This window comes from Luteibacter yeojuensis, assembly GCF_011742875.1.
Lineage (GTDB): Bacteria > Pseudomonadota > Gammaproteobacteria > Xanthomonadales > Rhodanobacteraceae > Luteibacter > Luteibacter yeojuensis.
Genome location: NZ_JAAQTL010000001.1, coordinates 1,044,128 through 1,065,298, shown reverse-complemented (window position 1 = coordinate 1,065,298; position 21,171 = coordinate 1,044,128). Strand labels below are relative to the sequence as shown.

The window sequence follows — 21,171 nt, the reverse complement described above, 5'->3', positions numbered from 1 at the left end:
ACCAATCGGCACGGCCCGTGGAGCGCACGATGACGAAAGTTCGCGTAAATGCTTATTCCATCTCGGCAGACGGTTTCGGGGCCGGGCCGGAGCAGAGCCTCGACCTGCCCATGGGCGTCGGTGCCGAAGGGCTCCATCGGTGGCTGCTCGACACGAAGACCTTCCACGCCATGACGGGCAAGGATGGCGGTTCGACCGGTGTCGACGAAACCTACGCATCGCGTTCGATGGCGGGCCTCGGCGCGTGGATACTCGGCCGCAACATGTTCGGTCCCGTTCGCGGCGAGTGGCCCGACGACAGCTGGAAGGGCTGGTGGGGCGATACGCCGCCTTACCACTGTCCGGTCTTCGTCCTCACCCACCATGCCAGGGAGCCGCTGGAGATGAACGGCGGCACCGTCTTCCACTTCGTGACGGGGGGCATCGACGAGGCCCTGGCCCGGGCGAAGGAAGCGGCCGGCGGCAACGACGTCCGCATCGGCGGGGGAGCGAGCACGATCCGCCAGTACCTCGGCGCCGGTGCCATCGACGAACTGCATATCGCGGTGTCGCCCGTGCTGCTGGGTCGCGGCGAAACCCTTTTCACCGGACTGGACCTGCCCGGCCTCGGTTACGCCGTCAAGGAACAGGCCCAAGGCGAGCACGCGATGCATATCGTGCTGGCCCGGCGATGACCCATCGCGATCAGCCGAACCGGGCCCGCATCGCCTTCTCTTCCTGGACGATGCGGACGATGAGCGGGACCAGGTAGATCGGCAGGCCGATCGCCAGGGTCCTGTAGCTGTGCAGGGCGAGGGTGAGGCCGATCAGTTCGGGAACGATGTTCAGGAAATAGTTCGGGTGGCGTACCACGCGGAAGAGGGGATGCGTCACCAGCTCGTGGTCGGGGGCGATGATGAGCTTGACCGTCCACAACCGCCCGAGCAGGCGGATCACGTAGAACAGGAACAGCAGCGCGAGGAGATAGAGCGCGATGCCGACGACGGCGGTGCCGTCGAGTTCGGGGCCCCGCGCCCAGCCCTCCCAGATCGCGGCGACATAGAACACTACATGGCAGACGGCCAGGAGATTGCTGTTGAGGGCGCCATATTCGACGGCACCGGCGCGCTTCAGCGCGGCTTCGTGGCGCAGGGACACGGCCAGGCTCGCCACGCGGCAGACGACGGCGAACACGGTAAAGGCGAGGAAGAAGGCGGTCATGTCGATAGGATTCGTGGACGGACCCCCGATGATGATGCGTGCCGCGGTGCCTGGGGATCCCCCGTGATGGGGTTGCCAATGCCGGGCACGTCACCATATGCACGGTGAGCCTTTCCTAATCGCAGGAGCAGACACCATGGCGCACCCCGCGCTGTTCCAACCGATCCGTATCCATGAGCTCGAACTGCCGAACCGGATCGTCGTCGCGCCGATGTGCCAGTACTCTGCCGTGGACGGACGCATGAACGACTGGCACAGGATCCATCTGGGTCACCTCGCCATGTCCGGAGCCGCGCTGCTCACCATCGAAGCGACCGCCGTGCTGCCCGAGGGCCGCATCACGTGGGCCGATGTGGGCCTGTACGACGACGCGACGGAGGGCGCCATGCGGGAGACGCTCGAAAGCGTCCGGCGCTGGTCCGATATGCCTATCGGCATCCAGCTGGCACATGCCGGTCGCAAGGCGTCCACGGAAGTCCCGTGGGCCGGCGGCATGCAGCTTCCGTCCGGACACGAGCACGGCTGGCAGGCCGTGGCGCCGTCGGCGGTTCCGTACCATCCGGACGAGCATGCGCCCGTCGCCCTGGGCAAGGACGACCTTGGCCGCATCCGCGATGCCTTCGCGACGGCGGCACGGCGTGCCGCGCGGCTCGGCCTCGATTTTATCCAGCTGCACGCCGCCCACGGTTACCTGCTTCACCAGTTTCTCTCGCCGCTCTCGAACCAGCGAACCGACGAGTACGGCGGCTCGCTGGAGAACCGCATGCGTTTTCCGCTCGAGGTGTTCGACGCGGTACGCGCCGCCTTTCCGGCGGATCGTCCGGTGACGGTCCGCGTCTCGGCCACCGACTGGGTGGAAGGCGGCTGGGATCTCGCGCAGACGGCCGCGTTCGCCAAGGCGCTGGAAGCGCATGGCTGCGCCGCGATCCACGTGTCGACCGGCGGCCTGCACCACACCCAGCGGATCGCGGCGGGCCCGGGTTACCAGGTGCCGTTCGCGCGCGGCGTGAAGCAGGCCGTGTCGATCCCTGTGGTCGCGGTGGGGCTCATCACGGATCCCGAGCACGCGGAAGCCATCGTCGCCAACGGCGACGCCGACCTCGTCGCGCTGGCCCGCACGATCCTCTACGACCCGCGCTGGCCCTGGCATGCGGCGGAGCGGCTCGGTGCGACCGTGCGTCCGCCGAAGCAGTACCTGCGCGCGCACCCGGCAAGGCACCGGCAGCTTTTCCAGGTCGACGGTCCCGCCGATCCGGCGCCCATGTGGATTCGCGACGAAAACGGTACCTATCGCTGATCCGTCCCGATGGGTCTTCCACCGCTGCCGGGCCGTTGCGATAGGATGCGGCAAGCCGCCGCGCCCGGCAGCTCTTACCTTGATGTTCCCGGATCAGGAATTACCGTCATGGCCGCCCCCTTTCCTCCGTTTACCCTCGAGACCGCCACGAAGAAGGTCCGCCTCGCCGAGGACGGGTGGAACAGCCGGACACCGGAAAAGGTATCCCTGGCGTACTCTCCCGACAGCCAGTGGCGCAATCGTGCCGAGTTCGTGCGCGGCCGCGCCGAGATCGTCGGCTTCCTCACGCGCAAGTGGGCGCGTGAACTCGATTACCGGCTGATCAAGGAACTCTGGGCGTTCACCGGCAACCGCATCGCCGTGCGCTTCGCCTACGAATGGCACGACGACAGCGGCAACTGGTTTCGTTCCTACGGCAATGAGAACTGGGAATTCGACGAGGCGGGCGAAATGACCCATCGCCATGCCTGCATCAACGATCTTCCGATCAAGGAAAGCGAACGCAAGTTCCACTGGCCATCGGGCCGCCGTCCGGACGATCATCCGGGCCTTTCCGATCTCGGCCTTTAGAGCCCTGCTTTTCGCGAGGCGACGCGCATTGGTACGTAAGACACCGCGATGAGTAAAGAACCCAAGCGTTGCGCCTGGGCGGGCACCGACCCGCTGTACCTCGACTACCACGACACCGAGTGGGGCGTGCCGCTGCACGATTCCCGCATGTTGTGGGAACAGCTGATGCTGGAAGGTTTCCAGGCCGGCCTCTCGTGGATCACGATCCTGCGCAAGCGCGAGAACTTCCGGAAGGCGTTCAAGGGCTTCGAGCCGGCGAAGGTGGCCCGTTTCGGCGAGAAGGATATCCTGCGCCTGCTCGACGACCCGGGCATCATCCGTTCCCGCGCGAAGATCGAAGCCACGATCCATGGCGCGAAAGTCTACGAAGCCATGCGCGAGCGTGGCGAGGACTTCGACGGTTACTGCTGGTCGTTCACCGAGGGCAGGACGATCCGCGGCAACGGCAGGGTCGTTCCCGCGCAGACGCCGTTGTCGGTCACCATCTCGAAGGATCTCAAGAAGCGCGGCTTCAAGTTCGTGGGCCCGACGATCACGTACGCGTGGATGCAGGCGGTGGGCATCGTCGACGACCACGTCGTCGGATGCTTCAGGCGCTGATCCCGCCGACCGCCACGGTAAAGGTTTGCAGGAAGTGGAAGTCCGGGCGGCGCAGCGCGAATCCGGCATCCGCCGGATCGCAAAGCCGGCCGAGTGCCTCGTAGTCGTCGGGCGAAAGGTAGGGCCGCAGCCGTTCGCCCCATGAGTCCCGGAAAAGGGTCTCGACGAGGTAGCGCTCGTCGTCCGGACTCACCGGCGACACGCGCTCGATCGTCACGGTGCGCGCCGTGACGTTCCGGAGCCCCGCGTCGCGGAGCATGCCGACCAGCGAGCGCACCGCGGCCAGGTCCCGCTCATCGAGGCCGTAGCGGTCCCTGTAGTACTGGCGCACCGCGTCGTTCGTCAGGCGTTCCAGGCGCGAATCCCACGCGAAATACATGTCCGGAAGCAGCGAGCTCTGGCCAAGCGCGACGCGCCCGCCCGCGCGGAGCAGCGATGCCACGCGCCGAATGCACGCGACGGGATCGTGCAGGTGGTTGAAGGTGTTGACCGACCAGACCAGGTCGAAGCTCCGCTGGACGAAAGGCAGCGCGGTCAGGTCGCCCTGGATGACCAACGCATCCCCCGGCGCCGAGTCCCGGGCCGACGCGACATGCGCCGTCGCCAGGTCGATACCTGCGACGGCGCCGTCGGGGCCGACCGCTTCCGACAACCAGCCCAGTGCCTCGCCGGTGCCGCAACCGGCGTCGAGGACGCGCATGCCGGGCGCGAACCCCAGGCGCGCTATCGACTCCCGGATTTCCGGAGCCGCGAAGGCGTTGAAGCGACGAAGTTTCGCGGCATAGTCTCGCGCCGCCGTATCGCCGAGCAGGCCGGTGGAACTGGCTGGGTGGTTCATGCGACTTCGTCCGCTGACAGTGTCCGAATCCCACCTGCAATCCGTCGCAGCGTCAATACCCGCCCGGCGACTGCCCGGGATCGGGCCTCAGGCGGAGCGAGCCATCTTCGTCGCGGCGACCGGAGTGTTGCGGAAGGCCACGCCAAGCCGGTTGTAGGCGTTCATGAGCGCGATGGCGACGGACAGGTCCACCAGCTCCTTCTCGCCGAACTCGGCGGCGGCGGCGTCATAGTCCTCGTCCGGCACGCCCGTCTCGGCGACCCGGGTCACCGACTCGGCCCAGGCGAGGGCGGCCTGTTCGCGCGGGGTGAACACCTCGCCGGCCTCGCGCCAGGCCGGGGTCAGGATCAATTTCTCGAACGGCACACCGTGTTTCACCAGTTCCTGGGAGTGCATATCGATGCAGAAGGCGCAGCTGTTGATCTGCGAGACGCGCAGGAAGATCAGATTCAGGAGGGTCGGCTCCAGTCCGCTCTGGCCGAGGTATCCGTGGACGGCCAGGAGGCCCTTTACGCTTTCCGGGGCCACTTTCATGTAGTTGATGCGCTTGCTCATGGGAACGATTCCTCTAGTGAAAGGCCTAGCTTGCGCCCTCGAATGGATTGTCCGAAAGAGCCAAGATTCCACGTCCTGGATGTACCATTCGCCGCATGACCCACTTGTTACCCATCTATTCGACGTTCACCGACGCCGATCGCGCCTGGATGGCCCGGGCGCTGGAACTTGCCGTGCATGCCCGCGACGCGGAAGGCGAAGTGCCCGTGGGAGCGCTGCTCGTGCTCGACGGCGTTGCGGTGGGCGAGGGCTGGAACCGCAACATCACGCTGAACGACCCGACCGCCCATGCGGAGATCCAGGCCCTGCGCGCCGCCGGCGAGCGGCTCTCGAACTACCGTTTCCCGGGGGCCACGCTCTACGTGACCCTGGAACCGTGCGCCATGTGCGCCATGGCGATGGTGCACGCCCGCGTGGCGCGGCTCGTGTTCGGCGCCACCGATCCGAAGACCGGCGCGGCCGGCAGCGTTTTCGATACCCTTCTGTCGCCTCGCCACAATCACCGTGTGGAGGTGTCCGGGGGCCTCGAGGCCGAGGCCGCGGGCGACCTTCTGCGCCGTTTCTTCCGCCAACGCCGCTAGGCGTAAGGCGCGAGGGCCAGGGCGCAGGAGCGCTCCACCTTCAGGGTAAGGAGCACGTCGGCACGGGTCACGCCCAGGTTCACCGAGGCGATGGGCAGGCCGCGACGCGAGGCCTCCAGAACAAACCGGTAGCCGGAATAGACCATCAGCGAGGAACCGACGACGAGCATGGCGTCGGCGCGGCCGAGGTGGGCCCAGGCGGTCTCGACGCGGGCGCGCGGCACGTTCTCGCCGAAGAAAACCACATCGGGCTTGAGGATGCCCCCGCACACGAGGCACGGCGGAATCGCGAACTCCGAAAAATCTACACCGTCGAGGTCCGCGTCGCCGTCCGGCGCGATGGTCGCCTGCAAGGCCATCCAGGCTGGATTGGCATTCTCCAGGCGGCGTTGCATGGCGTTGCGGGACGTGATGTCGCCGCACTGCATGCAGCGTACCCGGTCGAGCCGCCCATGCAGGTCCACGACGTTCAGATGGCCGGCCGCCTCATGCAGGCCGTCGACGTTCTGCGTCAGCAGGAGTTCGATGCGTCCGGCATGTTCCAGCGCCGCAAGGGCACGATGGGCGACATTGGGTTGCACCGACGCGAAATGCCGCCAGCCGATCATGCCGCGTGCCCAATAGCGGGCGCGGGACGGCGGTCCGCTCATGAACGCCTGCAGCGTCATCGGCGGGCTTCGCTTCCATTCGCCCTGGCCGTCGCGGTAATCGGGAATGCCGGAATCCGTGCTGATGCCGGCGCCGGTCACGACGAAGAGGCGCGGGTGCGCGTCGATGAAATCGCGCAGCGGATCGGCGTCGAAGGCGGGCAGGGTATTCACGGCTCCGGACTATAGCCCAAGGCCGGGACCTGTTCGCGAAGGAGCGCGAGCACGCCGGTGGCGTCCTCGGCGAAGCGTCGTACGGCGCGGTCGACGTGGGGCCGGCGCCCGCCCGCCAGCTCGCGCTCCAACGCCAGGCCGATGCGGGCGAGTTCGCTGGCCTCGGCCATGCCGAGGGCGCCCGAGATGCGATGCAGCCATGCCTGGAGCGGCCCGACCCCCGGCTGTTCCAGCAGGGCGTCGAGATCGGCGAGGTCGCTGCACAGCGCGCGATCGAGCGCGACGATGACCTCGCCGAGCGCGGCTTCGCCACCCAGCGTGCCGCGCAATGCGTTCACGTCGATGCGGGGCGGCCTGCGCGGCAGGTCGAAGGCGAGTTCCACGATGACCCGGTCGCCGGCGTCGGCGGTGTTCTCCGTGTGGATGACGCCACCGATCGCCGCCACGTCCGCCGCCGCGGCGCGCAGTCGCGGGCAGTCGCGCTCGCGAGCGCCGCGACCGTCGACGACGGTGAAATGCACGAGCTGGCCGGCGACATCGTCACCCACCACGTCCACGTGCAGGGCCGCGTAGGGAGAGCCCTGGCTCATGGCGCGGTCGAGCAGCGCGCACAGCACGCCGCCGAGTTCGTCGAAGGGGCCGGTCACGTCGCGGGCGAGCCCGGGGTCCACCTCGATCTCGAAGGCGATGCGCCGCGCCCTTCCCTTCGCGGCATAGCGTGCGGCCACGCGCGAGAGCATGTGCGGCAGGTCGCGGCCGGGCCGCGCGTGCGGGCGGACATCGTCGGCGATGTGCGCGGCACGCCACCCGCGGAACCACCGGCGCAGTGGCGTCAGGAGACGCGATATGCTCAACTCTGCGCTCCACCGGCGGTACGCGAGACCCGTCCGTCGGTGACTGGACAAGCAAGATAGGACGGATCACTCATGGTCTACCGCGTCATCCTGGCGGACGATCACCCCGTGGTGTTGAAGGGCCTCAGCCTGGCCCTGGCCAGGGACGGACTCGCCACCGTGGTGGCGGAGGCGCAGTCGCCCGACGAATTGCTCGGCCTGCTTGCGACGACGCCCTGCGACGCCCTCATCACCGATTTCAGCATGCCCGCACCCGGCCGCGACGGGCTCGCCCTGCTGCGCGACGTGCGGCAGACGTACCCGGCGCTTCCGGTGATGGTGATCACCACGCTTGCAAACCCCGCACTTTACCGTGAAATCATCGGTACCGGTGTCCTCGGCCTCATCGGCAAGTCGGCCGATACCAGGGAAATTCCCGAGGCATTGTTGGAAATCCTGTCGAACCATGTCTACCTGGGTGCCTCGGTACGCGAATTGATCGGCACACCCTCCGGTGCGCCCCTTGGAAAATCGGGCACGCTGGCCGACCTCTCCCCACGGGAACTCAAGATCCTGCGCCTGTTCGCCGCCGGCAACAGCGTCACCGACATCGCCCGGGCGACAGGCCGCGGCCTTTCGACCATCAGTCAGCAGAAGTCGAATGCGATGAGGAAGCTCCGGCTGGATACGGATGCCGAGATCTTCGAATACATCGAGCGTTTGCGCCTGTGAATGCACGATAACCATGCCGCGTGTCCGCGGACATGGAAGAAATCTCAAAACACATCGTATGCTTGCGGCATTGCCTGTCGTTGGAGAGCCATCGGTGAGTGCCAAGATCAGTCCGCTTGCGGGAAAGCCCGCCACGGAGAGCCAGCCCGTCGACGTGCCGGCCCTGCTGGCCGCCTACCATGACCTCAAGCCCGATCCCGCGATAGCGGAGCAGCGGGTCGCCTTCGGCACGTCGGGACATCGCGGGTCGTCGTTCGACCGCTCGTTCAACGAGTGGCATGTGTTTGCCGTCGTGCAGGCGATCTGCGACTACCGTACGCACGTCGGCGTCGATGGCCCCGTGTTCGTGGGCATCGACACCCATGCGCTCTCGGCGCCCGCCTTCGAGAGCACGCTCGAGGTGCTCGCCGCGAACGGCGTGGAGACCCAGGTATCGACAGGCGGAGAGTTCACGCCCACGCCGGCGGTGTCGCACGCGATCCTCGTCCACAACCGCGGCCGCGATCGCGGCCTGGCGGACGGCATCGTCATCACGCCTTCACACAATCCGCCGGAAAGCGGCGGCATCAAGTACAACCCGCCGCACGGCGGACCCGCCGACACCGACGCCACGGGCTGGATCGCCGCACGGGCCAATGCGCTCATCGAAGGCGGCCTGCGCGAGGTGAAGCGCATGCCCTTCGCCCAGGCACGCAAGGCCTCGACCACGCACGACTACGATTTCCTGCAGCGCTATGTGGGCGACCTCGGCGACGTGCTCGACCTGGACACCGTCCGTGCGAGCGGCGTGCGCATGGGCGTCGATCCGCTCGGCGGTGCCGGCGTGCATTACTGGCGCGCGATCGGGGAGCGCTACGGCATCGATCTCACCGTGGTCAGCGAAGCGGTCGATCCGACGTTCTCGTTCATGTCGCTGGACTGGGACGGCCGCGTGCGCATGGATCCCTCCTCGGCGTATGCCATGCAGCGCCTCATCGGGCTGAAGGACCGTTTCGACGTCGCGTTCGCCTGCGACACCGACCATGACCGTCATGGCGTGGTGGCTCCCAGCGTCGGCCTGATGCCCGCGAACCATTACCTCGCCACGGCGGCCTGGTACCTGTTCCAGAACCGGCCCGGCTGGCGTGCCGACGCCGCGGTGGGCAAGACCGCTGTGAGCACGGCGCTCCTCGACCGCGTCGCCGCGCACCTCGGTCGTCCGTTGCGCGAGGTACCCGTGGGGTTCAAGTATTTCGTATCCGGTCTTTACGATGGCAGCCTCGGTTTCGGTTGCGAGGAGAGCGCGGGCGCCTCGTTCCTGGCGAAGGACGCCTCGGCCTGGTCCACCGACAAGGACGGCATCGTCGCCGCGCTGCTTGCCGGCGAGATCACCGCGCGCCTCGGCAAGGATCCGGGCGAGGTCTACGCGGGCATCACGGAACGCCTCGGCAATCCCGCCAACGCGCGTATCGACGCGCCGGCGAACCAGGCCCAGAAGGCGAAGCTCTCGAAGTTGGCGCCCGATCAGGTCACTTCGTCCACGCTGGCAGGCGACGCCATCGTCGACGTCACGAACAAGGCGGGCGGGCAGCCGATCGGCGGCATCAAGGTGATTTCGGCCAACGGCTGGTTCGCCGCACGGCCTTCCGGCACGGAGGATATCTACAAGGTGTATGGGGAAAGCTTCCGCGGCGAGGCGCACCTGCGGACGATCCTCGAAGAGGCGCAGGCGATGGTCGATCGGGCGCTCGCCGGGTGACGCCGGTGCCCAACGATACGTCGCCCATCCGGGTCCTCGTCGGTTCCCGCAACCCGGTCAAGATCGGCGCGGTGCGCAACGCGTTGGCACCGCTCTTTCCCGGCCGCCTGGTGGAATGCGAGGGCATGCACGCACCCTCGGGCGTGCCTGACCAGCCCATGACGGCGGCCGAAACGCGCGAGGGCGCCGTCAACCGCATGAATTTCTGCCGCCAGAACGGCGACGCCGATTTCTACGTGGCGCTGGAAGGCGGCGTCGACGTGACCGAGGACGGCCCGGGCACCTTCGGTTACGTCGCCATCGCGAACGGCGACGATGTGTCCATCGGTTGCAGCGCGTGGCTGCCGCTGCCACCGGCGGTCTACGAATCGCTCCTCGACGGCGAGGAACTCGGTCACGTCATGGACCGCCTGTTCGGCACCGTGAACATCAAGCAGCAGGGCGGCGCCATCGGCCTCGTCACCAACGGCCACGCCACGCGCGAAAGCGCGTATACGCAGGCGATGGTGCTGGCGATGGCGCCGTTCCTTCATCCGGAGCTGTACGGCCTCCGGAACGAAGCCTGAGGAGCGGGTTCGCTCAGCGCATCCCGCCGGAGGCGAGCATCAGTTCGCCCGTGACCCATCGCGCGTCGTCGGTCGCAAGGAAGGTGACGATCGGCGCGATGTCGTCGACCTGTCCCACGCGGCCGAGCGGCGTCTGGCTTGCCGCCCAGGTCTCGAAATCGGAACCCGCGAAACCCGCCGCCTGCACGCCTTCGGTGATCACCATGCCGGGGTTCACGGCGTTGACGCGGATGCCGCGTGGCCCGAGTTCGCGCGCAAGGACGCCGGTGATCGCGTCCACCGCTCCCTTCGTGCCGGTATACACCGCGCTCTCCGCTGGCGTGATGCGGGTGACCGCGGAGCCGATGTTGACGATGCTGCCGCCCTGGCCGAGGTGCTTCGACGCGGCCTGGCTCATCAGGATGGTCCCGAGCACGTTGACGTCGAACATGCGGCGGTATTGGGCCTCGGTGGTGGTCTCGATGGAGGCGAACTCGTAGACGCCCGAGTTGTTCACCAGGATGTCGAGGCGGCCGAACTGCTCGATGGCCCTGGCCACGAGGTTCTCCGCGTCGGCCTGCTTCGTGACGTCGCCGCCGACGGCCACGGCCTTGCCGCCCGCGGCCTGGATCTCGGCCACCACCTTATCGGCACCGGCCTTGCTCGACGCGTAATTGACCACGACCGCGGCGCCCTCGGCGGCGAGCGACTTCGCCACGCCCGCGCCGATGCCCTTGGAAGCGCCCGTGACGATGGCGACCTTGTTCTTGAGCTTGCTCATGATTCGCTGTTCCTTCGTTGGGCCCCGGCATGGGGCCGTCGTCCGTCTCCATGGGGACGGAGGAATGGCGGGCGTCATACCTCGCCGGTCATAACACTTATGCCTGGCAGGCAACGACCTTCGTCAGGCCGCCCCCTTGAAAGCCCGGCGTCGCGCCTCATCCATGCACACCATGAACGCTTCCGCCATTCCCCTCGAACCCGTCGATTCTTTCGACTACGTCATCTTCGGCGCCACCGGCGACCTCACCATGCGCAAGCTCCTCCCGGCACTGTACCGCCGCTTCGCGGAAGGGCAGGTGCCCGCCGACGCGCGAATCGTCGGCACGGCGCGCTCGCCGCTGGACGACGAGGCGTACCGCGAGCGCGCACGGGTGGCCTTGCGCCAGCATCTCCGCCCCGACGAGATCATCGATGCCACGCTGAACCGCTTCCTGCGCCTCGTTCACTATGTGAGCCTCAACGGTGCCGATTCGGCGGGGAACTGGGATGGCCTGAAGGCGCTGCTGGCATCCAACGCGAGCGACGAACGGATCCGGGTCTTCTACCTGGCGACGTCGCCCGACCTCTACGGGGACATCGCCCGCAACGTGGCGGAGAAGGGATTGCGCTCCGACCGTTCGCGCATCGTCCTGGAAAAGCCGATCGGGACCGACCTGGAGACGGCGCGCAAGGTCAATGACGGGGTAGGGAAGCACTTCCCGGAAAACAGCATCTACCGTATCGACCATTACCTGGGCAAAGAGGCCGTGCAGAACATCATCGCGCTGCGCTTCGCCAACCCCATGCTCGAGCGGATGTGGGACCGCGAGTCGATCGAGTACGTGCAGATCACCGCTGCCGAGACGGTCGGTCTCGAGGGCCGCGGCGGTTACTACGACGGGTCCGGCGCGTTGCGCGACATGATCCAGAACCACCTGTTGCAGGTGCTGACGGTAGTCGCGATGGAACGTCCGTCGTCGCTCGATGCCGACGCCCTGCGCGACGAAAAGGTGCGCGTGCTGAAGTCGCTCAAGCCGCTCGACCCGCGCAACCTGGGCGAGAACGTCGCCCGCGGGCAGTATGTCCAGGGCAACACGGGCGGCAAGCCGGTCCCGGCCTATCGCGAGGAACTGCCGGGCGAGGCGCCCAGCAACACGGAGACCTTCGTCGCGCTGAAGGCCGAGATCGACAATGCCCGCTGGCGGGGCGTGCCGTTCTACCTCCGCTCCGGCAAGCGGATGCCGGAGAAGCTCACCGAGGTCGTCGTGCAGTTCCGCGCGGGCGAGCCGGGCCTGTTCGGGGAGGCCCGGCCGGGTAGCCGGCTGGTGATTCGCGTGCAGCCGAACGAGAGCGTGACCTTGCCGCTGTTCGTGAAGCATCCGGGCAACGGGTTCGGCCTGGACGAGGTGGATGCGCTGTCGCCGTTGGGACAGCCGGAGCGGATCCGCTACCGGGACTCGTACGAAGGCCTGATGCTGGATGCCGTGAAGGGCAGCCCTGCGCTCTTCGTCCGCAAGGACGAAACCGAAGCGGCATGGGAATGGGTGACGCCGATCCTCGAGGGCTGGCGGAACGCCGCGGACGGCCCCGACGCGTACGAAGCCGGCACCTGGGGCCCCGAATCCGCGCGCGAGCTGCTGCGCCGTTCCGGGCATCGCTGGGTGGAGGACGTCGCGGCCTGGGCCTGAAATACCCTCTTTCGGGTGTCCTTGGGGGCGTTGTATCGCCGCGCGAAGACCGCATTATAGAGGGAGTTCCATCAGGAGGCTCCCCCATGTCCGACTACCGCAAGACACCCGAAGCCCTCGCCAAGCTCACCCCGGAGCAGTTCCGGGTGACCCAGGAGAGCGGGACCGAGCGACCGTTCCACAACGCGTTCCACAACAGCCACGAACCCGGCATCTACGTCGACATCGTGTCCGGCGAACCGCTGTTCTCCTCGCTGGACAAGTTCGACAGCGGCTGCGGCTGGCCGAGCTTCACGACGCCGCTGGAAACCTCGCACGTGCAGGAAAAGCACGACGGTAGCCACGGGATGATCCGCACCGAGGTCCGCTCGACCCATGGCGACAGCCACCTCGGGCATGTCTTCCCGGACGGACCGCGCGATCGCGGCGGCCTGCGCTATTGCATCAACTCGGCATCCCTGCGCTTCATTCCCGTCGCCGACCTGGAAAAGGAAGGCTACGGCCAGTATGCGAGCCTGTTCGCCGACGCGAAGGGAGGTGCGGCATGAGCACGTCCCGCGCCATCCTCGCCGGCGGTTGTTTCTGGGGCATGCAGGACCTGATCCGCAAGCAGCCGGGCGTGATAACCACCCGCGTGGGTTATACGGGCGGCGACGTCCCGAACGCGACCTACCGCAATCACGGCACCCATGCCGAGGCCATCGAGATCGAGTTCGATCCGGCGAAGCTCAGCTACCGAAAGGTGCTCGAGTTCTTCTTCCAGATCCACGATCCGACCACGCTGAACCGGCAGGGCAACGACGTGGGTACCAGTTACCGTTCGGCCATCTTCTACCTCGACGCCGAGCAGAAGGCCGTGGCCGAGGACACGTTGGCCGACGTGAACGCGTCGGGCCTCTGGCCGGGCAAGGCGGTGACCGAGATCTCCCCTGCGGGCCCGTTCTGGGAGGCGGAGCCGGAGCACCAGGATTACCTGGAAAAGTACCCCAACGGTTACACCTGCCACTTCATCCGCCCCGACTGGGTGTTGCCGCGCAGGGCCGCCTGATCCATGCCACCCCGCCGGCTCTGGTATAAGAGCCGGCGGGGGAATGTATCGTCCGGGGGGACGACATGGACTGCGCCAACTCGAACGTCTCGAAGCGAGCCCGATGGCGCCGTCGCGCCATCGGGCTCGGCTTGTTGCTGGTCGTCGCGCTGGGTTTCCTGCGGGCGACCAACCGCTACCTCGTCGACGTCGCCAACCGGCTGCCTTCGCCGTTCCTGCCGAAACTGGTCGAAGAGCTGACGGGCTCGTTGAGTTTCGGCGCCTTGCTGCCGGTGCTCTTCCTCGTACTCCGCCGCGTGCGCTGGACCTGGTACAACCACGCCGCGCTCTTCGTGGCCCTGTCCCTTGTCCAGACCACCTTCATGATCCTGTTGCGCCAGATCGTGTTCGGCGCCATGGGCATGCCCGGCTTCGCGTATGGCCTCATGGTGTGGCGCTACCTCATGGAGGTGCCGACGCAACTGTTCTTCTACGCCGTCATCGTCAGTGGCCTGTGGCTGTTCGACCGCTATCGCGAAGGACAGGCGCGCGAACTGCAGGCGGCCCAGCTGGAATCGGCGCTCTCGGAAGCGCGGCTCGAGGCGCTGCGCCTGCAGCTCAATCCCCACTTCCTCTTCAACACCCTCAATGCGGTGTCCGAACTCATGTACGAGAAGCCGCGGGTGGCGGACGAGATGCTCTCGCGCATCGGCGAACTGCTGCGGGCCACGCTTTCGGCCACCGCGCAGGAGCACCGGCTGGCGGAGGAGTGGCGGCTCGTCGCGTTGTACATGGACATCCAGCGCGTGCGCTTCGGCGAAGGCCTGGATGCGCAGGTGGATAACGATTCTTCGCTGGACGAACTGCGCATTCCGTTCCTGCTGCTCCAGCCTCTGGTGGAAAACGCCATCGAACACGGCGGCACGGGCACCGAGCGGCGCGTTCGCATCGAGGCGTCGCGCCAGGCAGGGCAGCTCACCGTGAGGGTCCGCGATTATGGCGGCGGCCGCGGCACGCACGGCGGCCATGGCATCGGCCTCGGCAACGTGGGCGCGCGCCTGCGGCATCTCTATGGCGACGATGCCGGTGTCCGGCTGGACCCGGTCGAGGAAGGCGGCAGCGTCGTCACCGTGTGGCTTCCCGCCCGGCGGTGGGCCGCATGACCCTGCGCGCCGTCGTGATCGACGACGAGGCGCCCGCGCGAGCCAAGCTGCGCCGGTATCTGGCGTCCCATGACGGCATGCTCTGGGTGGGCGAGGCATCGGACGGTCCCTCGGCGGTAAGGCTCATCCGGTGCGAGCGTCCCGACGTGGTCTTCCTCGACATCACCATGCCCGGGATGGACGGGTTCGCCGTGCTGCAGGCGCTGGGCGACCCGTTGCCGGCGGAGATCGTCTTCGTCACCGCGCACGACGAGCACGCGGTGCGTGCCTTCGAGGTGCATGCCTTCGACTACCTGCTCAAGCCCGTGGGCCCGGAGCGTTTCGCCCGGGCGGTGGAGCGTCTGCTCGGCAAGGTGAAACCGGCGCTGGACATCGCCGGCCGGGTCGACGGATTGCTGGACGGTGCGCCGGTTCCCGTGCGCTACCTGGACCGCATCCTCCTTCCCAGCGGCGACGCCGCGGAGCTGGTGCGCGTGGAGCGCATCGACCGCATCGCCGCGAGCCGCAACTACCTTGAGGTGTTCGTCGATGGCGAGGCGCATCGGTTGCGCGGCACACTGGACAGCATGCAGGGACGGCTCAATCCCTCCGCTTTCGTGCGCGTCAACCGCTCCACGATCGTGCGCCTGGACGCCATCCGTCAGGTACAGCCGTGGCCAGACGGCGAGCAGCGCCTGCTCCTGGTCGACGGCGGCCGCGTGACCTGGACCCGCCGCTACCTGGACAACATGCCGCCGGGTCTTTCGTCCCCGCGATAGGGGCCTTCGTCCCTGGCCGCGCCCCGCGAGGCGGGTCGGCTCGCCAGACTCCTCCCACCTACAGGAGGATCCCATGGCAAAGAAGATCTATATCGCCGCCGGCGTCGCCCTCGCACTGAGTGCGACCGCCTGGCATATCGTGCGCCCCGGCCAGGTGATGCGCATCGCCGCCGGCGTCGCGGCCCACCACGTCTGTTCCATGACCTTCATCAGCGGCCAGGATCCGAAGCAGACCTACGACCAACTTGTCGCGCCGGTGCTTGGCGGCTTCAGCCGCCTGTTCGAGGTACACGTGGATCGGGCGACGCACAGCGTCGACGTGTCGTCGGGGCCGTTCACCGCGCTTGCCCATGCGGACTTCACACCCGGATACGGATGCCGATTGTCGTTGCCGGGCACGCGGCCACTGGTGGCGGATACCGCGACGCATCCGCAGGCGAACGACGGGTTCGCCCCGGCGGGCGCCGTGACCGCCGCGCAGCCGGCCATCGCGGCCGCGATCGATCGCGTGTTCACCGAGTCGCCGGACCAGCCCGTCAAGCACGTGAAGGCCGTGGTGATCGTGAAGGACGGCCACGTCATCGCCGAACGTTACGCCCCTGGCTTCGACCTGCACACGCCGCTGCTCAGCTTCTCCGTCGCCAAGTCGTTCACCAACGCGTTCCTGGGCGTCCTGTCGCGCGAGGGCAGGATTCGCGTCGACCAGCCGCTGGGCGCTCCCGAATGGCAGGCGGCGGACGACCCCCGGCGCGCCATCACCGTGGAAAACCTGATGCGCATGAGCAGCGGCCTCGATGCCGAGGAGGCGGAGTCGGCGTTCAGCCCCGTCGCGCGGATGGAGTTCTTCCACGCCGACATGGCCGGGTTCGCCGCACGGCAGCCCGCGAAGGAAGCGCCGGGTCGGACCTTCGAATACACCTCGGCGGACACCGTGCTGTTGTCGCGGCTTGTCGGCGAGAAGGTCGGCGGCGGCCCGGCCGGCCTGCGTGCCTTCGCCCGCCGCGAGGTGTTCGACCGCCTCGGCATGGGCGACGTCACCATGGAATTCGACGGGCAGGGCACGTTCGTCGGTTCCACGTACGTCTACACCACCGCGCGCGACTACGCCCGCTTCGGCATGCTCTATCTGCGCGACGGCATCGCTCCCGACGGGCAGCGCCTGCTTCCCGAGGGCTGGGTGGACTGGTCGCGCCGCTCGACCGTGGGCGGTAGTCCTTACGGCGCGGGCTTCTGGACCAACGACGGCCCCAGCAAGCCGGCAAGATGGCGCGTCGAGGCCGGTTTCCCCAAGGACGGCTTCTATGCGAGCGGCACCATGGGCCAGCGCATCTACGTCGTTCCATCCGAAAAACTGGTGATCGTGCGCTTCGGCTACTCGGCGCCGCCGGACTACGGTATCGAGGACGATCTCGCGCTCATCAAGGCGACCATAGCCGCCACAAGGACGGTCAAGCCATCGCAGGTTTCGCCAAGTCCGGTTCGCAATATTATGCGAGCGTCGTGACCCGGGCGGGCGACGGCGAGGACGGTAACGTGGCTTACGCGATCCAGGTCAATGGCGAGGTGCGGGAGGTCGACGTCGAGAGCGACACGCCGCTGCTATGGGTCCTCCGCGATGTCTGCGGACTGACGGGAACGAAGTTCGGATGCGGCGTCGCCCTGTGCGGCGCGTGCACCGTCCATGTCGACGGCCATGCGAGGCGATCCTGCGTCATGCCTGTCGCCAGCGTCGGCAGCGCCGCGGTCACCACGATCGAAGCCCTGCACGAAGGGCCGGTCGGGCGGGCATTGCAACGGGCGTGGCGCGAACTGGACGTGGTGCAGTGCGGTTACTGCCAGTCGGGCCAGCTCATGTCGGCCGCCGCGCTGCTCGCGGCCAACCCCCATCCCACGCGGGCCGATATCGATGCCGGCATGTCCGGGAACATCTGTCGCTGCGGCACGTACAAGCGCATTCGTGCCGGCATCGTCATGGCGGCGGGCTTCCTGGCCGAAGGCGGCGCGTCGTGAGCGCCGCCCTTCGCGATCCTCCCGGCAACCCGTCGCGCCGGCGCTTCCTTTGCGCGTCGGTGGCCATCGGCGGCGGCTTGCTCATCGGTTTTCCCCTGGTCGAGACCTCCCTGGCGGCCGATGCGCCCGTGCCCCCGCCGGACGCCTTCATTCGCATCGGCACCGATGGCCGGGTGACCTTCATCGTTCCGTATGTCGAGATGGGACAGGGCGCGCTCACCTCGCAGGCGCAGATCCTCGCCGACGAACTGGACGTCTCCATGGACGACGTCACGGTCGAACAGGCACCGCCCAGCGATGCCCGCTACGGCAGCCCCATCTTCATGGAACAGATCACCGGAGGCTCGGCGTCGCTGCGGGGTTCCTGGATCACCTTGCGCGCGGTCGGCGCCGCGGCGCGCACGATGTTGATCGCCGCCGCGGCCGAACGCTGGCAGGTGCGTCCGTCGGCATGCCAAACGCGCGACGGACGCGTGATCCATGCGGGAACGAAGCGCAGACTCGGGTATGGCGAGCTGGCGACCGAAGCGGCCGGGATGCCCCTGCCGAAGTCGCCGCGCCCGAAGAAGCTTTCCGACTATCGGCTGATCGGCCAGCCGCAGAAGCGGGTGGACACGCCCGCGAAGATCGACGGCAGCGCCATTTTCGGCATCGACGCGCGCCCGGAGGGCGTGCGCTACGCGATGGTGATGGCGTCTCCCGTGCTGGGCGGCCGGGTCGTCTCGGTCGACCCCGCGGAAGCGATGACGATCCGCGGCGTGTGGAAGGTCGTGCACAGCGACGACGCCGTGGCCGTCGTCGGCGACAACACATGGGCGGCGAGGAAGGGACTGGCCGCGGTACGCATCGAATGGGACGAAGGCGCCAACGCCCACCTGTCCACGGCCGACATGGTCGCCGCCGCCGATCGCGCGCTCGCAGAGGAAGGCCTGCCCGCGCTGCGCAAAGGGGATGTCGAGGCGGCGGAGCGGCAGGCCGCGGGCATGTACGACGAGGTGTTCCGGCTGCCGATGCTCGCGCACGCCGCGATGGAGCCGCTGAGCTGCACGGTGCATTGCCAGGCGGATCGCTGCGAAGTCTGGGTAGGCAGCCAGGTGGTGGCGCGTGCCCAGAAAGCGGCCGCCGCGGCGGCCGGGCTGCCGCTGGAAAGCGTGACGGTGCACAACCTCTTCCTCGGCGGCGGCTTCGGCCGCCGGCTGGAAGCCGACTACGTCGGCCAGGCGGTGCGCCTCGCGAAGCAGATCGACGGGCCGGTCAAGATCACGTGGAGCCGCGAGGAAGACATGCGGCAGGACTACTACCGCTTCCACAACCATAGCCGGGTCACGGTGGCCGTCGACGGGAAGGGCCGGCCGACCAGCTGGCGCCACCGGTTGGCGGCGCCGAACATCATGGCGCGCTTCCTGCCCATCTACCAGAAGGACGGCGTGGACCTCGACGCGGTCGACGTGGCCGGCGGTCCATATGACATTCCGAACGTGCGCGTCGATTTCATCCGTCACGAGGCGCCGCGTGGACTCAACACGGGCAACTGGCGCGGTGTCGGACCCACGCGCAACGTGGTCATCACGGAGTCGGTGATCGACGAGCTGGCGCATCGCGCGGGCGCCGATCCTGTGGACTATCGCAGGGCGATGATGAAAGGCGCGCCGCGGGATCGCGCCGTGCTGGAGCTGGTGGCGGAGAAGTCCGGGTGGAAGGACCCGTTGCCGAAGGGGCGGGGCCGCGGCGTCGCGCTGTGCCCGGCGTTCGGCAGTCATGTGGCCATGGTGGCCGAGGTGAGTGTCGAGCCGTCCGGCATGTATCGCGTGGAGCGCATCGTCTGCGCGGTCGACACCGGCATCGTGGTCAATCCCGACGTGGTCAGGGCGCAGATCGAAGGCGGCGCCATGTTCGGCATCACCGCCGTTGGCTATGGCCGCATCACCGTTGCGAACGGGCGGGTGGAGCAGGGCAATTTCGATACCTATCCCGTGCTGCGGATGGTCGAGGCACCGGAAGTGGAAGTGCACATCGTGCCCAGCAAGGCGGATCCCGGTGGCGTCGGCGAGCCGGGCACCTCGGTGGCGATCGCCGCCGTGGCCAACGCGATCTTCGCCGCGACGGGCAAGCGCTTCCGCACGCTTCCCATATCGCCCGACGACCTGAGGGAGGCATGAAACGCATGCGCGCCGTCACCTCGATGCTCGCCACGATCATCCTGTTATCGGGCTGCACACAGCGGCCCGACAAGCCCGCCGACCAGGCGAGGGTGACCGATCCGTTGCGCACGCCCGCCGACTTCGCCTCCATCGCGGACCCGCATGCACGCTCCGTCGCGCTGTATGGCGAGGTATCGCGCGTCATCGAAAGCCCGCGCTGCCTCAATTGCCATCCCGACACCCGCCGCCCCACGCAGGGCGACGACCTGCACGCGCACGTGCCGTACATCCAGGCCGGCATCGAAGGGCACGGCGTGGACGGGATGACCTGCGCCACCTGCCACCAGGCGGCGAATGTCGCCACCTTCGCCGAGCCGGCCTCCATTCCGGGAAATCCGCGCTGGGCGCTCGCGCCGGCATCGATGGCGTGGCAGGGCAAGACGCGCGGGCAAATCTGCCGCCAGATCAAGGATCCGACGCGCAATGGCGGGCATACGCTGGCGCAGATCCAGCATCACATGGCCGAAGACAAGCTCGTCGGCTGGGCCTGGCATCCCGGGCCCGGCAGGAAGCCGGCGCCAGGTACGCAGGCGGCATTGGGCGCCCTGCTTACGGCATGGATCGATAGCGGCGCGGCATGTCCGGAGGGGTGATACCGAGCAGGTCGGGCATGCGGTCGATCACGGCGACGGCGCCGGCGGCATGGAGGTCGAGCGACTTGCGGTAGCCGTAACTCACCAGGACGAAATCCATGCCCGCGTCGCGCGCGGCCAGCACATCGCTCTCGGAATCGCCCACGACCAGCGTCCGGTCGATGTCCACGCGGGCCTGCGTCGCGAGATAGCGGAGCGGCACGCCGCTGGGCTTGCGCTCCGGCAACGTGTTGGCGCCCACGATGCCGTCGAAGTAGTGCAGCATGCCGCGCGCCTCGAGCAGCGGCCGCACGAACTCCTCGTTCTTGTTCGTGCATACCGCGAGCTTCACGCCTTCCGCGTGGAGCGCCGCCAGCGTGTCGACCACCCCTTCGTAAGCGATGCCGTCGAGTGCCGTCTCGGCATAATGCTCGAGGAATCCCGGCATGACCTCGTCGATGTCGGCATCGCTGCCGGCGTGGCGGAACGCCGAGGTGATGAGCTTGCGCGAACCTTCGCCGATCCAGCCGGTGATCCGCGGCGTGTCGTAGGTCGGAAGATTCCAGTCGCGCAGCGTACGGTTTACCGACTCGGCGATATCCGCCGCGCTGTCGACGAGGGTGCCGTCGAGATCGAAGATGACGAGGGAATAGGGGAAGGCCAAAGCGTCGTTCCGGACG

The 21,171-nt window shown here is 67.8% G+C and carries 24 protein-coding genes; 17 read left to right on the top strand and 7 right to left on the bottom strand.

What is annotated here, in order from left to right; translation table 11 throughout:
* Window positions 1-29 precede the first annotated feature (29 nt).
* Window positions 30-674, top strand: a complete 645-nt coding sequence (locus HBF32_RS04680) for a dihydrofolate reductase family protein (protein ID WP_166698475.1) — start codon at window positions 30-32, stop codon at window positions 672-674.
* 10 nt (window positions 675-684) lie between these two features.
* Here HBF32_RS04680 and HBF32_RS04675 read toward each other — a convergent pair whose 3' ends face one another.
* Window positions 685-1,200, bottom strand: coding sequence for an isoprenylcysteine carboxylmethyltransferase family protein (locus tag HBF32_RS04675; RefSeq protein WP_166698473.1), 516 nt, complete (start codon window positions 1,198-1,200; stop codon window positions 685-687).
* Between the two features lie 136 nt (window positions 1,201-1,336).
* Here HBF32_RS04675 and HBF32_RS04670 point away from each other — a divergent pair, with 136 nt between their 5' ends.
* The 3 genes from HBF32_RS04670 to HBF32_RS04660 all read left to right on the top strand — a co-directional run bounded on the left by HBF32_RS04670 (window position 1,337) and on the right by HBF32_RS04660 (window position 3,667).
* Entirely contained in the window at window positions 1,337-2,497 is a 1,161-nt protein-coding gene (locus HBF32_RS04670; protein ID WP_166698471.1) for an NADH:flavin oxidoreductase/NADH oxidase, read from the top strand.
* A gap of 108 nt (window positions 2,498-2,605) precedes the next feature.
* Window positions 2,606-3,067 (top strand): nuclear transport factor 2 family protein, encoded by a 462-nt coding sequence (locus HBF32_RS04665; RefSeq protein ID WP_166698470.1) that lies wholly within the window; start codon window positions 2,606-2,608, stop codon window positions 3,065-3,067.
* A 48-nt stretch (window positions 3,068-3,115) separates the two neighbouring features.
* Window positions 3,116-3,667, top strand: a complete 552-nt coding sequence (locus HBF32_RS04660) for a DNA-3-methyladenine glycosylase I (RefSeq protein ID WP_166698468.1) — start codon at window positions 3,116-3,118, stop codon at window positions 3,665-3,667.
* Here the strand turns inward: HBF32_RS04660 and HBF32_RS04655 are convergent.
* Both HBF32_RS04655 and HBF32_RS04650 read right to left on the bottom strand, forming a co-directional pair.
* On the bottom strand, window positions 3,657-4,505 hold the full coding sequence (locus tag HBF32_RS04655; protein ID WP_166698466.1) for a class I SAM-dependent methyltransferase: 849 nt from the start codon (window positions 4,503-4,505) through the stop codon (window positions 3,657-3,659). The genes HBF32_RS04660 and HBF32_RS04655 overlap by 11 nt on opposite strands.
* Window positions 4,506-4,592: 87 nt before the next feature.
* Window positions 4,593-5,060 carry a carboxymuconolactone decarboxylase family protein gene (locus tag HBF32_RS04650; RefSeq protein WP_166698464.1) on the bottom strand — a complete coding sequence of 156 codons (468 nt, stop codon included), beginning with the start codon at window positions 5,058-5,060 and terminating at the stop codon, window positions 4,593-4,595.
* Between the two features lie 95 nt (window positions 5,061-5,155).
* On the opposite strand from HBF32_RS04650, the gene tadA reads away from it, so the two are divergent.
* Window positions 5,156-5,641 carry a tRNA adenosine(34) deaminase TadA gene (gene tadA / locus HBF32_RS04645; protein ID WP_166698462.1) on the top strand — a complete coding sequence of 162 codons (486 nt, stop codon included), beginning with the start codon at window positions 5,156-5,158 and terminating at the stop codon, window positions 5,639-5,641.
* Here tadA and HBF32_RS04640 read toward each other — a convergent pair.
* Together HBF32_RS04640 and HBF32_RS04635 are read right to left on the bottom strand one after the other, a co-directional pair.
* The gene (locus HBF32_RS04640) at window positions 5,638-6,462 is read right to left on the bottom strand and encodes an NAD-dependent protein deacetylase (protein ID WP_166698460.1); all 825 of its coding nucleotides are present in this window, start codon (window positions 6,460-6,462) and stop codon (window positions 5,638-5,640) included. The two genes, tadA and HBF32_RS04640, sit on opposite strands and share 4 nt — an antisense overlap.
* The gene (locus HBF32_RS04635; protein WP_166698458.1) at window positions 6,459-7,316 is read right to left on the bottom strand and encodes an Hpt domain-containing protein; all 858 of its coding nucleotides are present in this window, start codon (window positions 7,314-7,316) and stop codon (window positions 6,459-6,461) included. Before HBF32_RS04635 ends, HBF32_RS04640 begins: the two co-directional genes overlap by 4 nt.
* Before the next feature lie 72 nt (window positions 7,317-7,388).
* Between HBF32_RS04635 and HBF32_RS04630 the strand changes: the two genes are divergently transcribed.
* The 3 genes from HBF32_RS04630 to yjjX all read left to right on the top strand — a co-directional run bounded on the left by HBF32_RS04630 (window position 7,389) and on the right by yjjX (window position 10,331).
* Window positions 7,389-8,027: a response regulator gene (locus HBF32_RS04630; protein ID WP_166698456.1), complete on the top strand. Its 639-nt coding sequence runs from the start codon at window positions 7,389-7,391 to the stop codon at window positions 8,025-8,027.
* A gap of 94 nt (window positions 8,028-8,121) precedes the next feature.
* Entirely contained in the window at window positions 8,122-9,765 is a 1,644-nt protein-coding gene (gene pgm / locus HBF32_RS04625) for a phosphoglucomutase (alpha-D-glucose-1,6-bisphosphate-dependent) (protein ID WP_166698454.1), read from the top strand.
* Between the two features lie 5 nt (window positions 9,766-9,770).
* Window positions 9,771-10,331 (top strand): inosine/xanthosine triphosphatase, encoded by a 561-nt coding sequence (yjjX, locus tag HBF32_RS04620; RefSeq protein ID WP_166698452.1) that lies wholly within the window; start codon window positions 9,771-9,773, stop codon window positions 10,329-10,331.
* A gap of 13 nt (window positions 10,332-10,344) precedes the next feature.
* On the opposite strand, the gene HBF32_RS04615 is transcribed toward yjjX, so the two are convergent.
* Window positions 10,345-11,091, bottom strand: a complete 747-nt coding sequence (locus tag HBF32_RS04615) for a glucose 1-dehydrogenase (protein ID WP_166698450.1) — start codon at window positions 11,089-11,091, stop codon at window positions 10,345-10,347.
* A 163-nt stretch (window positions 11,092-11,254) separates the two neighbouring features.
* Between HBF32_RS04615 and zwf the strand changes: the two genes are divergently transcribed.
* The 9 genes from zwf (at window position 11,255) to HBF32_RS04570 (ending at window position 20,512) form a co-directional block, all read left to right on the top strand.
* The gene (zwf, locus tag HBF32_RS04610) at window positions 11,255-12,760 is read left to right on the top strand and encodes a glucose-6-phosphate dehydrogenase (protein WP_338039734.1); all 1,506 of its coding nucleotides are present in this window, start codon (window positions 11,255-11,257) and stop codon (window positions 12,758-12,760) included.
* Between the two features lie 86 nt (window positions 12,761-12,846).
* Window positions 12,847-13,308: a peptide-methionine (R)-S-oxide reductase MsrB gene (msrB, locus tag HBF32_RS04605; RefSeq protein WP_166698448.1), complete on the top strand. Its 462-nt coding sequence runs from the start codon at window positions 12,847-12,849 to the stop codon at window positions 13,306-13,308.
* Window positions 13,305-13,808 (top strand): peptide-methionine (S)-S-oxide reductase MsrA, encoded by a 504-nt coding sequence (gene msrA, locus HBF32_RS04600; protein ID WP_166698446.1) that lies wholly within the window; start codon window positions 13,305-13,307, stop codon window positions 13,806-13,808. The genes msrB and msrA overlap by 4 nt, the downstream gene beginning before the upstream one ends.
* 65 nt (window positions 13,809-13,873) lie before the next feature.
* A complete protein-coding gene (locus HBF32_RS04595) occupies window positions 13,874-14,950 on the top strand; it encodes a sensor histidine kinase (protein ID WP_166698445.1) in 1,077 nt (358 codons plus the stop codon).
* Window positions 14,947-15,708 carry a LytR/AlgR family response regulator transcription factor gene (locus HBF32_RS04590; RefSeq protein ID WP_166698443.1) on the top strand — a complete coding sequence of 254 codons (762 nt, stop codon included), beginning with the start codon at window positions 14,947-14,949 and terminating at the stop codon, window positions 15,706-15,708. Before HBF32_RS04595 ends, HBF32_RS04590 begins: the two co-directional genes overlap by 4 nt.
* Window positions 15,709-15,781: 73 nt before the next feature.
* Complete coding sequence (locus tag HBF32_RS04585; RefSeq protein ID WP_166698441.1) at window positions 15,782-17,212, top strand: serine hydrolase domain-containing protein; 1,431 nt, start codon at window positions 15,782-15,784, stop codon at window positions 17,210-17,212.
* A gap of 29 nt (window positions 17,213-17,241) precedes the next feature.
* The gene (locus HBF32_RS04580) at window positions 17,242-17,718 is read left to right on the top strand and encodes a 2Fe-2S iron-sulfur cluster-binding protein (RefSeq protein WP_166698439.1); all 477 of its coding nucleotides are present in this window, start codon (window positions 17,242-17,244) and stop codon (window positions 17,716-17,718) included.
* Window positions 17,715-19,877 (top strand): molybdopterin cofactor-binding domain-containing protein, encoded by a 2,163-nt coding sequence (locus HBF32_RS04575; protein WP_166698437.1) that lies wholly within the window; start codon window positions 17,715-17,717, stop codon window positions 19,875-19,877. Before HBF32_RS04580 ends, HBF32_RS04575 begins: the two co-directional genes overlap by 4 nt.
* Window positions 19,874-20,512 carry an Isoquinoline 1-oxidoreductase subunit gene (locus tag HBF32_RS04570; protein ID WP_166698435.1) on the top strand — a complete coding sequence of 213 codons (639 nt, stop codon included), beginning with the start codon at window positions 19,874-19,876 and terminating at the stop codon, window positions 20,510-20,512. Before HBF32_RS04575 ends, HBF32_RS04570 begins: the two co-directional genes overlap by 4 nt.
* On the opposite strand, the gene gph is transcribed toward HBF32_RS04570, so the two are convergent.
* Window positions 20,469-21,155: a phosphoglycolate phosphatase gene (gph, locus tag HBF32_RS04565; protein WP_166698433.1), complete on the bottom strand. Its 687-nt coding sequence runs from the start codon at window positions 21,153-21,155 to the stop codon at window positions 20,469-20,471. The genes HBF32_RS04570 and gph overlap by 44 nt on opposite strands.
* Between the last annotated feature and the right edge of the window lie 16 nt (window positions 21,156-21,171).

What these genes read in the sequence shown, in the direction of transcription:
- zwf (WP_338039734.1), top strand. Translation starts at nt 11,255, where the DNA reads ATGCACACCATGAACGCTTCCGCCATTCCCCTCGAACCCGTCGATTCT.
- HBF32_RS04595 (WP_166698445.1), top strand. Translation starts at nt 13,874, where the DNA reads ATGGACTGCGCCAACTCGAACGTCTCGAAGCGAGCCCGATGGCGCCGT.
- msrB (WP_166698448.1), top strand. Translation starts at nt 12,847, where the DNA reads ATGTCCGACTACCGCAAGACACCCGAAGCCCTCGCCAAGCTCACCCCG.
- msrA (WP_166698446.1), top strand. Translation starts at nt 13,305, where the DNA reads ATGAGCACGTCCCGCGCCATCCTCGCCGGCGGTTGTTTCTGGGGCATG.
- HBF32_RS04680 (WP_166698475.1), top strand. Translation starts at nt 30, where the DNA reads ATGACGAAAGTTCGCGTAAATGCTTATTCCATCTCGGCAGACGGTTTC.
- HBF32_RS04585 (WP_166698441.1), top strand. Translation starts at nt 15,782, where the DNA reads ATGGCAAAGAAGATCTATATCGCCGCCGGCGTCGCCCTCGCACTGAGT.
- HBF32_RS04615 (WP_166698450.1), bottom strand. Translation starts at nt 11,091, where the DNA reads ATGAGCAAGCTCAAGAACAAGGTCGCCATCGTCACGGGCGCTTCCAAG.
- HBF32_RS04655 (WP_166698466.1), bottom strand. Translation starts at nt 4,505, where the DNA reads ATGAACCACCCAGCCAGTTCCACCGGCCTGCTCGGCGATACGGCGGCG.
- HBF32_RS04590 (WP_166698443.1), top strand. Translation starts at nt 14,947, where the DNA reads ATGACCCTGCGCGCCGTCGTGATCGACGACGAGGCGCCCGCGCGAGCC.
- HBF32_RS04665 (WP_166698470.1), top strand. Translation starts at nt 2,606, where the DNA reads ATGGCCGCCCCCTTTCCTCCGTTTACCCTCGAGACCGCCACGAAGAAG.
- HBF32_RS04630 (WP_166698456.1), top strand. Translation starts at nt 7,389, where the DNA reads ATGGTCTACCGCGTCATCCTGGCGGACGATCACCCCGTGGTGTTGAAG.
- HBF32_RS04570 (WP_166698435.1), top strand. Translation starts at nt 19,874, where the DNA reads ATGAAACGCATGCGCGCCGTCACCTCGATGCTCGCCACGATCATCCTG.
- HBF32_RS04660 (WP_166698468.1), top strand. Translation starts at nt 3,116, where the DNA reads ATGAGTAAAGAACCCAAGCGTTGCGCCTGGGCGGGCACCGACCCGCTG.
- HBF32_RS04670 (WP_166698471.1), top strand. Translation starts at nt 1,337, where the DNA reads ATGGCGCACCCCGCGCTGTTCCAACCGATCCGTATCCATGAGCTCGAA.
- tadA (WP_166698462.1), top strand. Translation starts at nt 5,156, where the DNA reads ATGACCCACTTGTTACCCATCTATTCGACGTTCACCGACGCCGATCGC.
- HBF32_RS04650 (WP_166698464.1), bottom strand. Translation starts at nt 5,060, where the DNA reads ATGAGCAAGCGCATCAACTACATGAAAGTGGCCCCGGAAAGCGTAAAG.
- HBF32_RS04675 (WP_166698473.1), bottom strand. Translation starts at nt 1,200, where the DNA reads ATGACCGCCTTCTTCCTCGCCTTTACCGTGTTCGCCGTCGTCTGCCGC.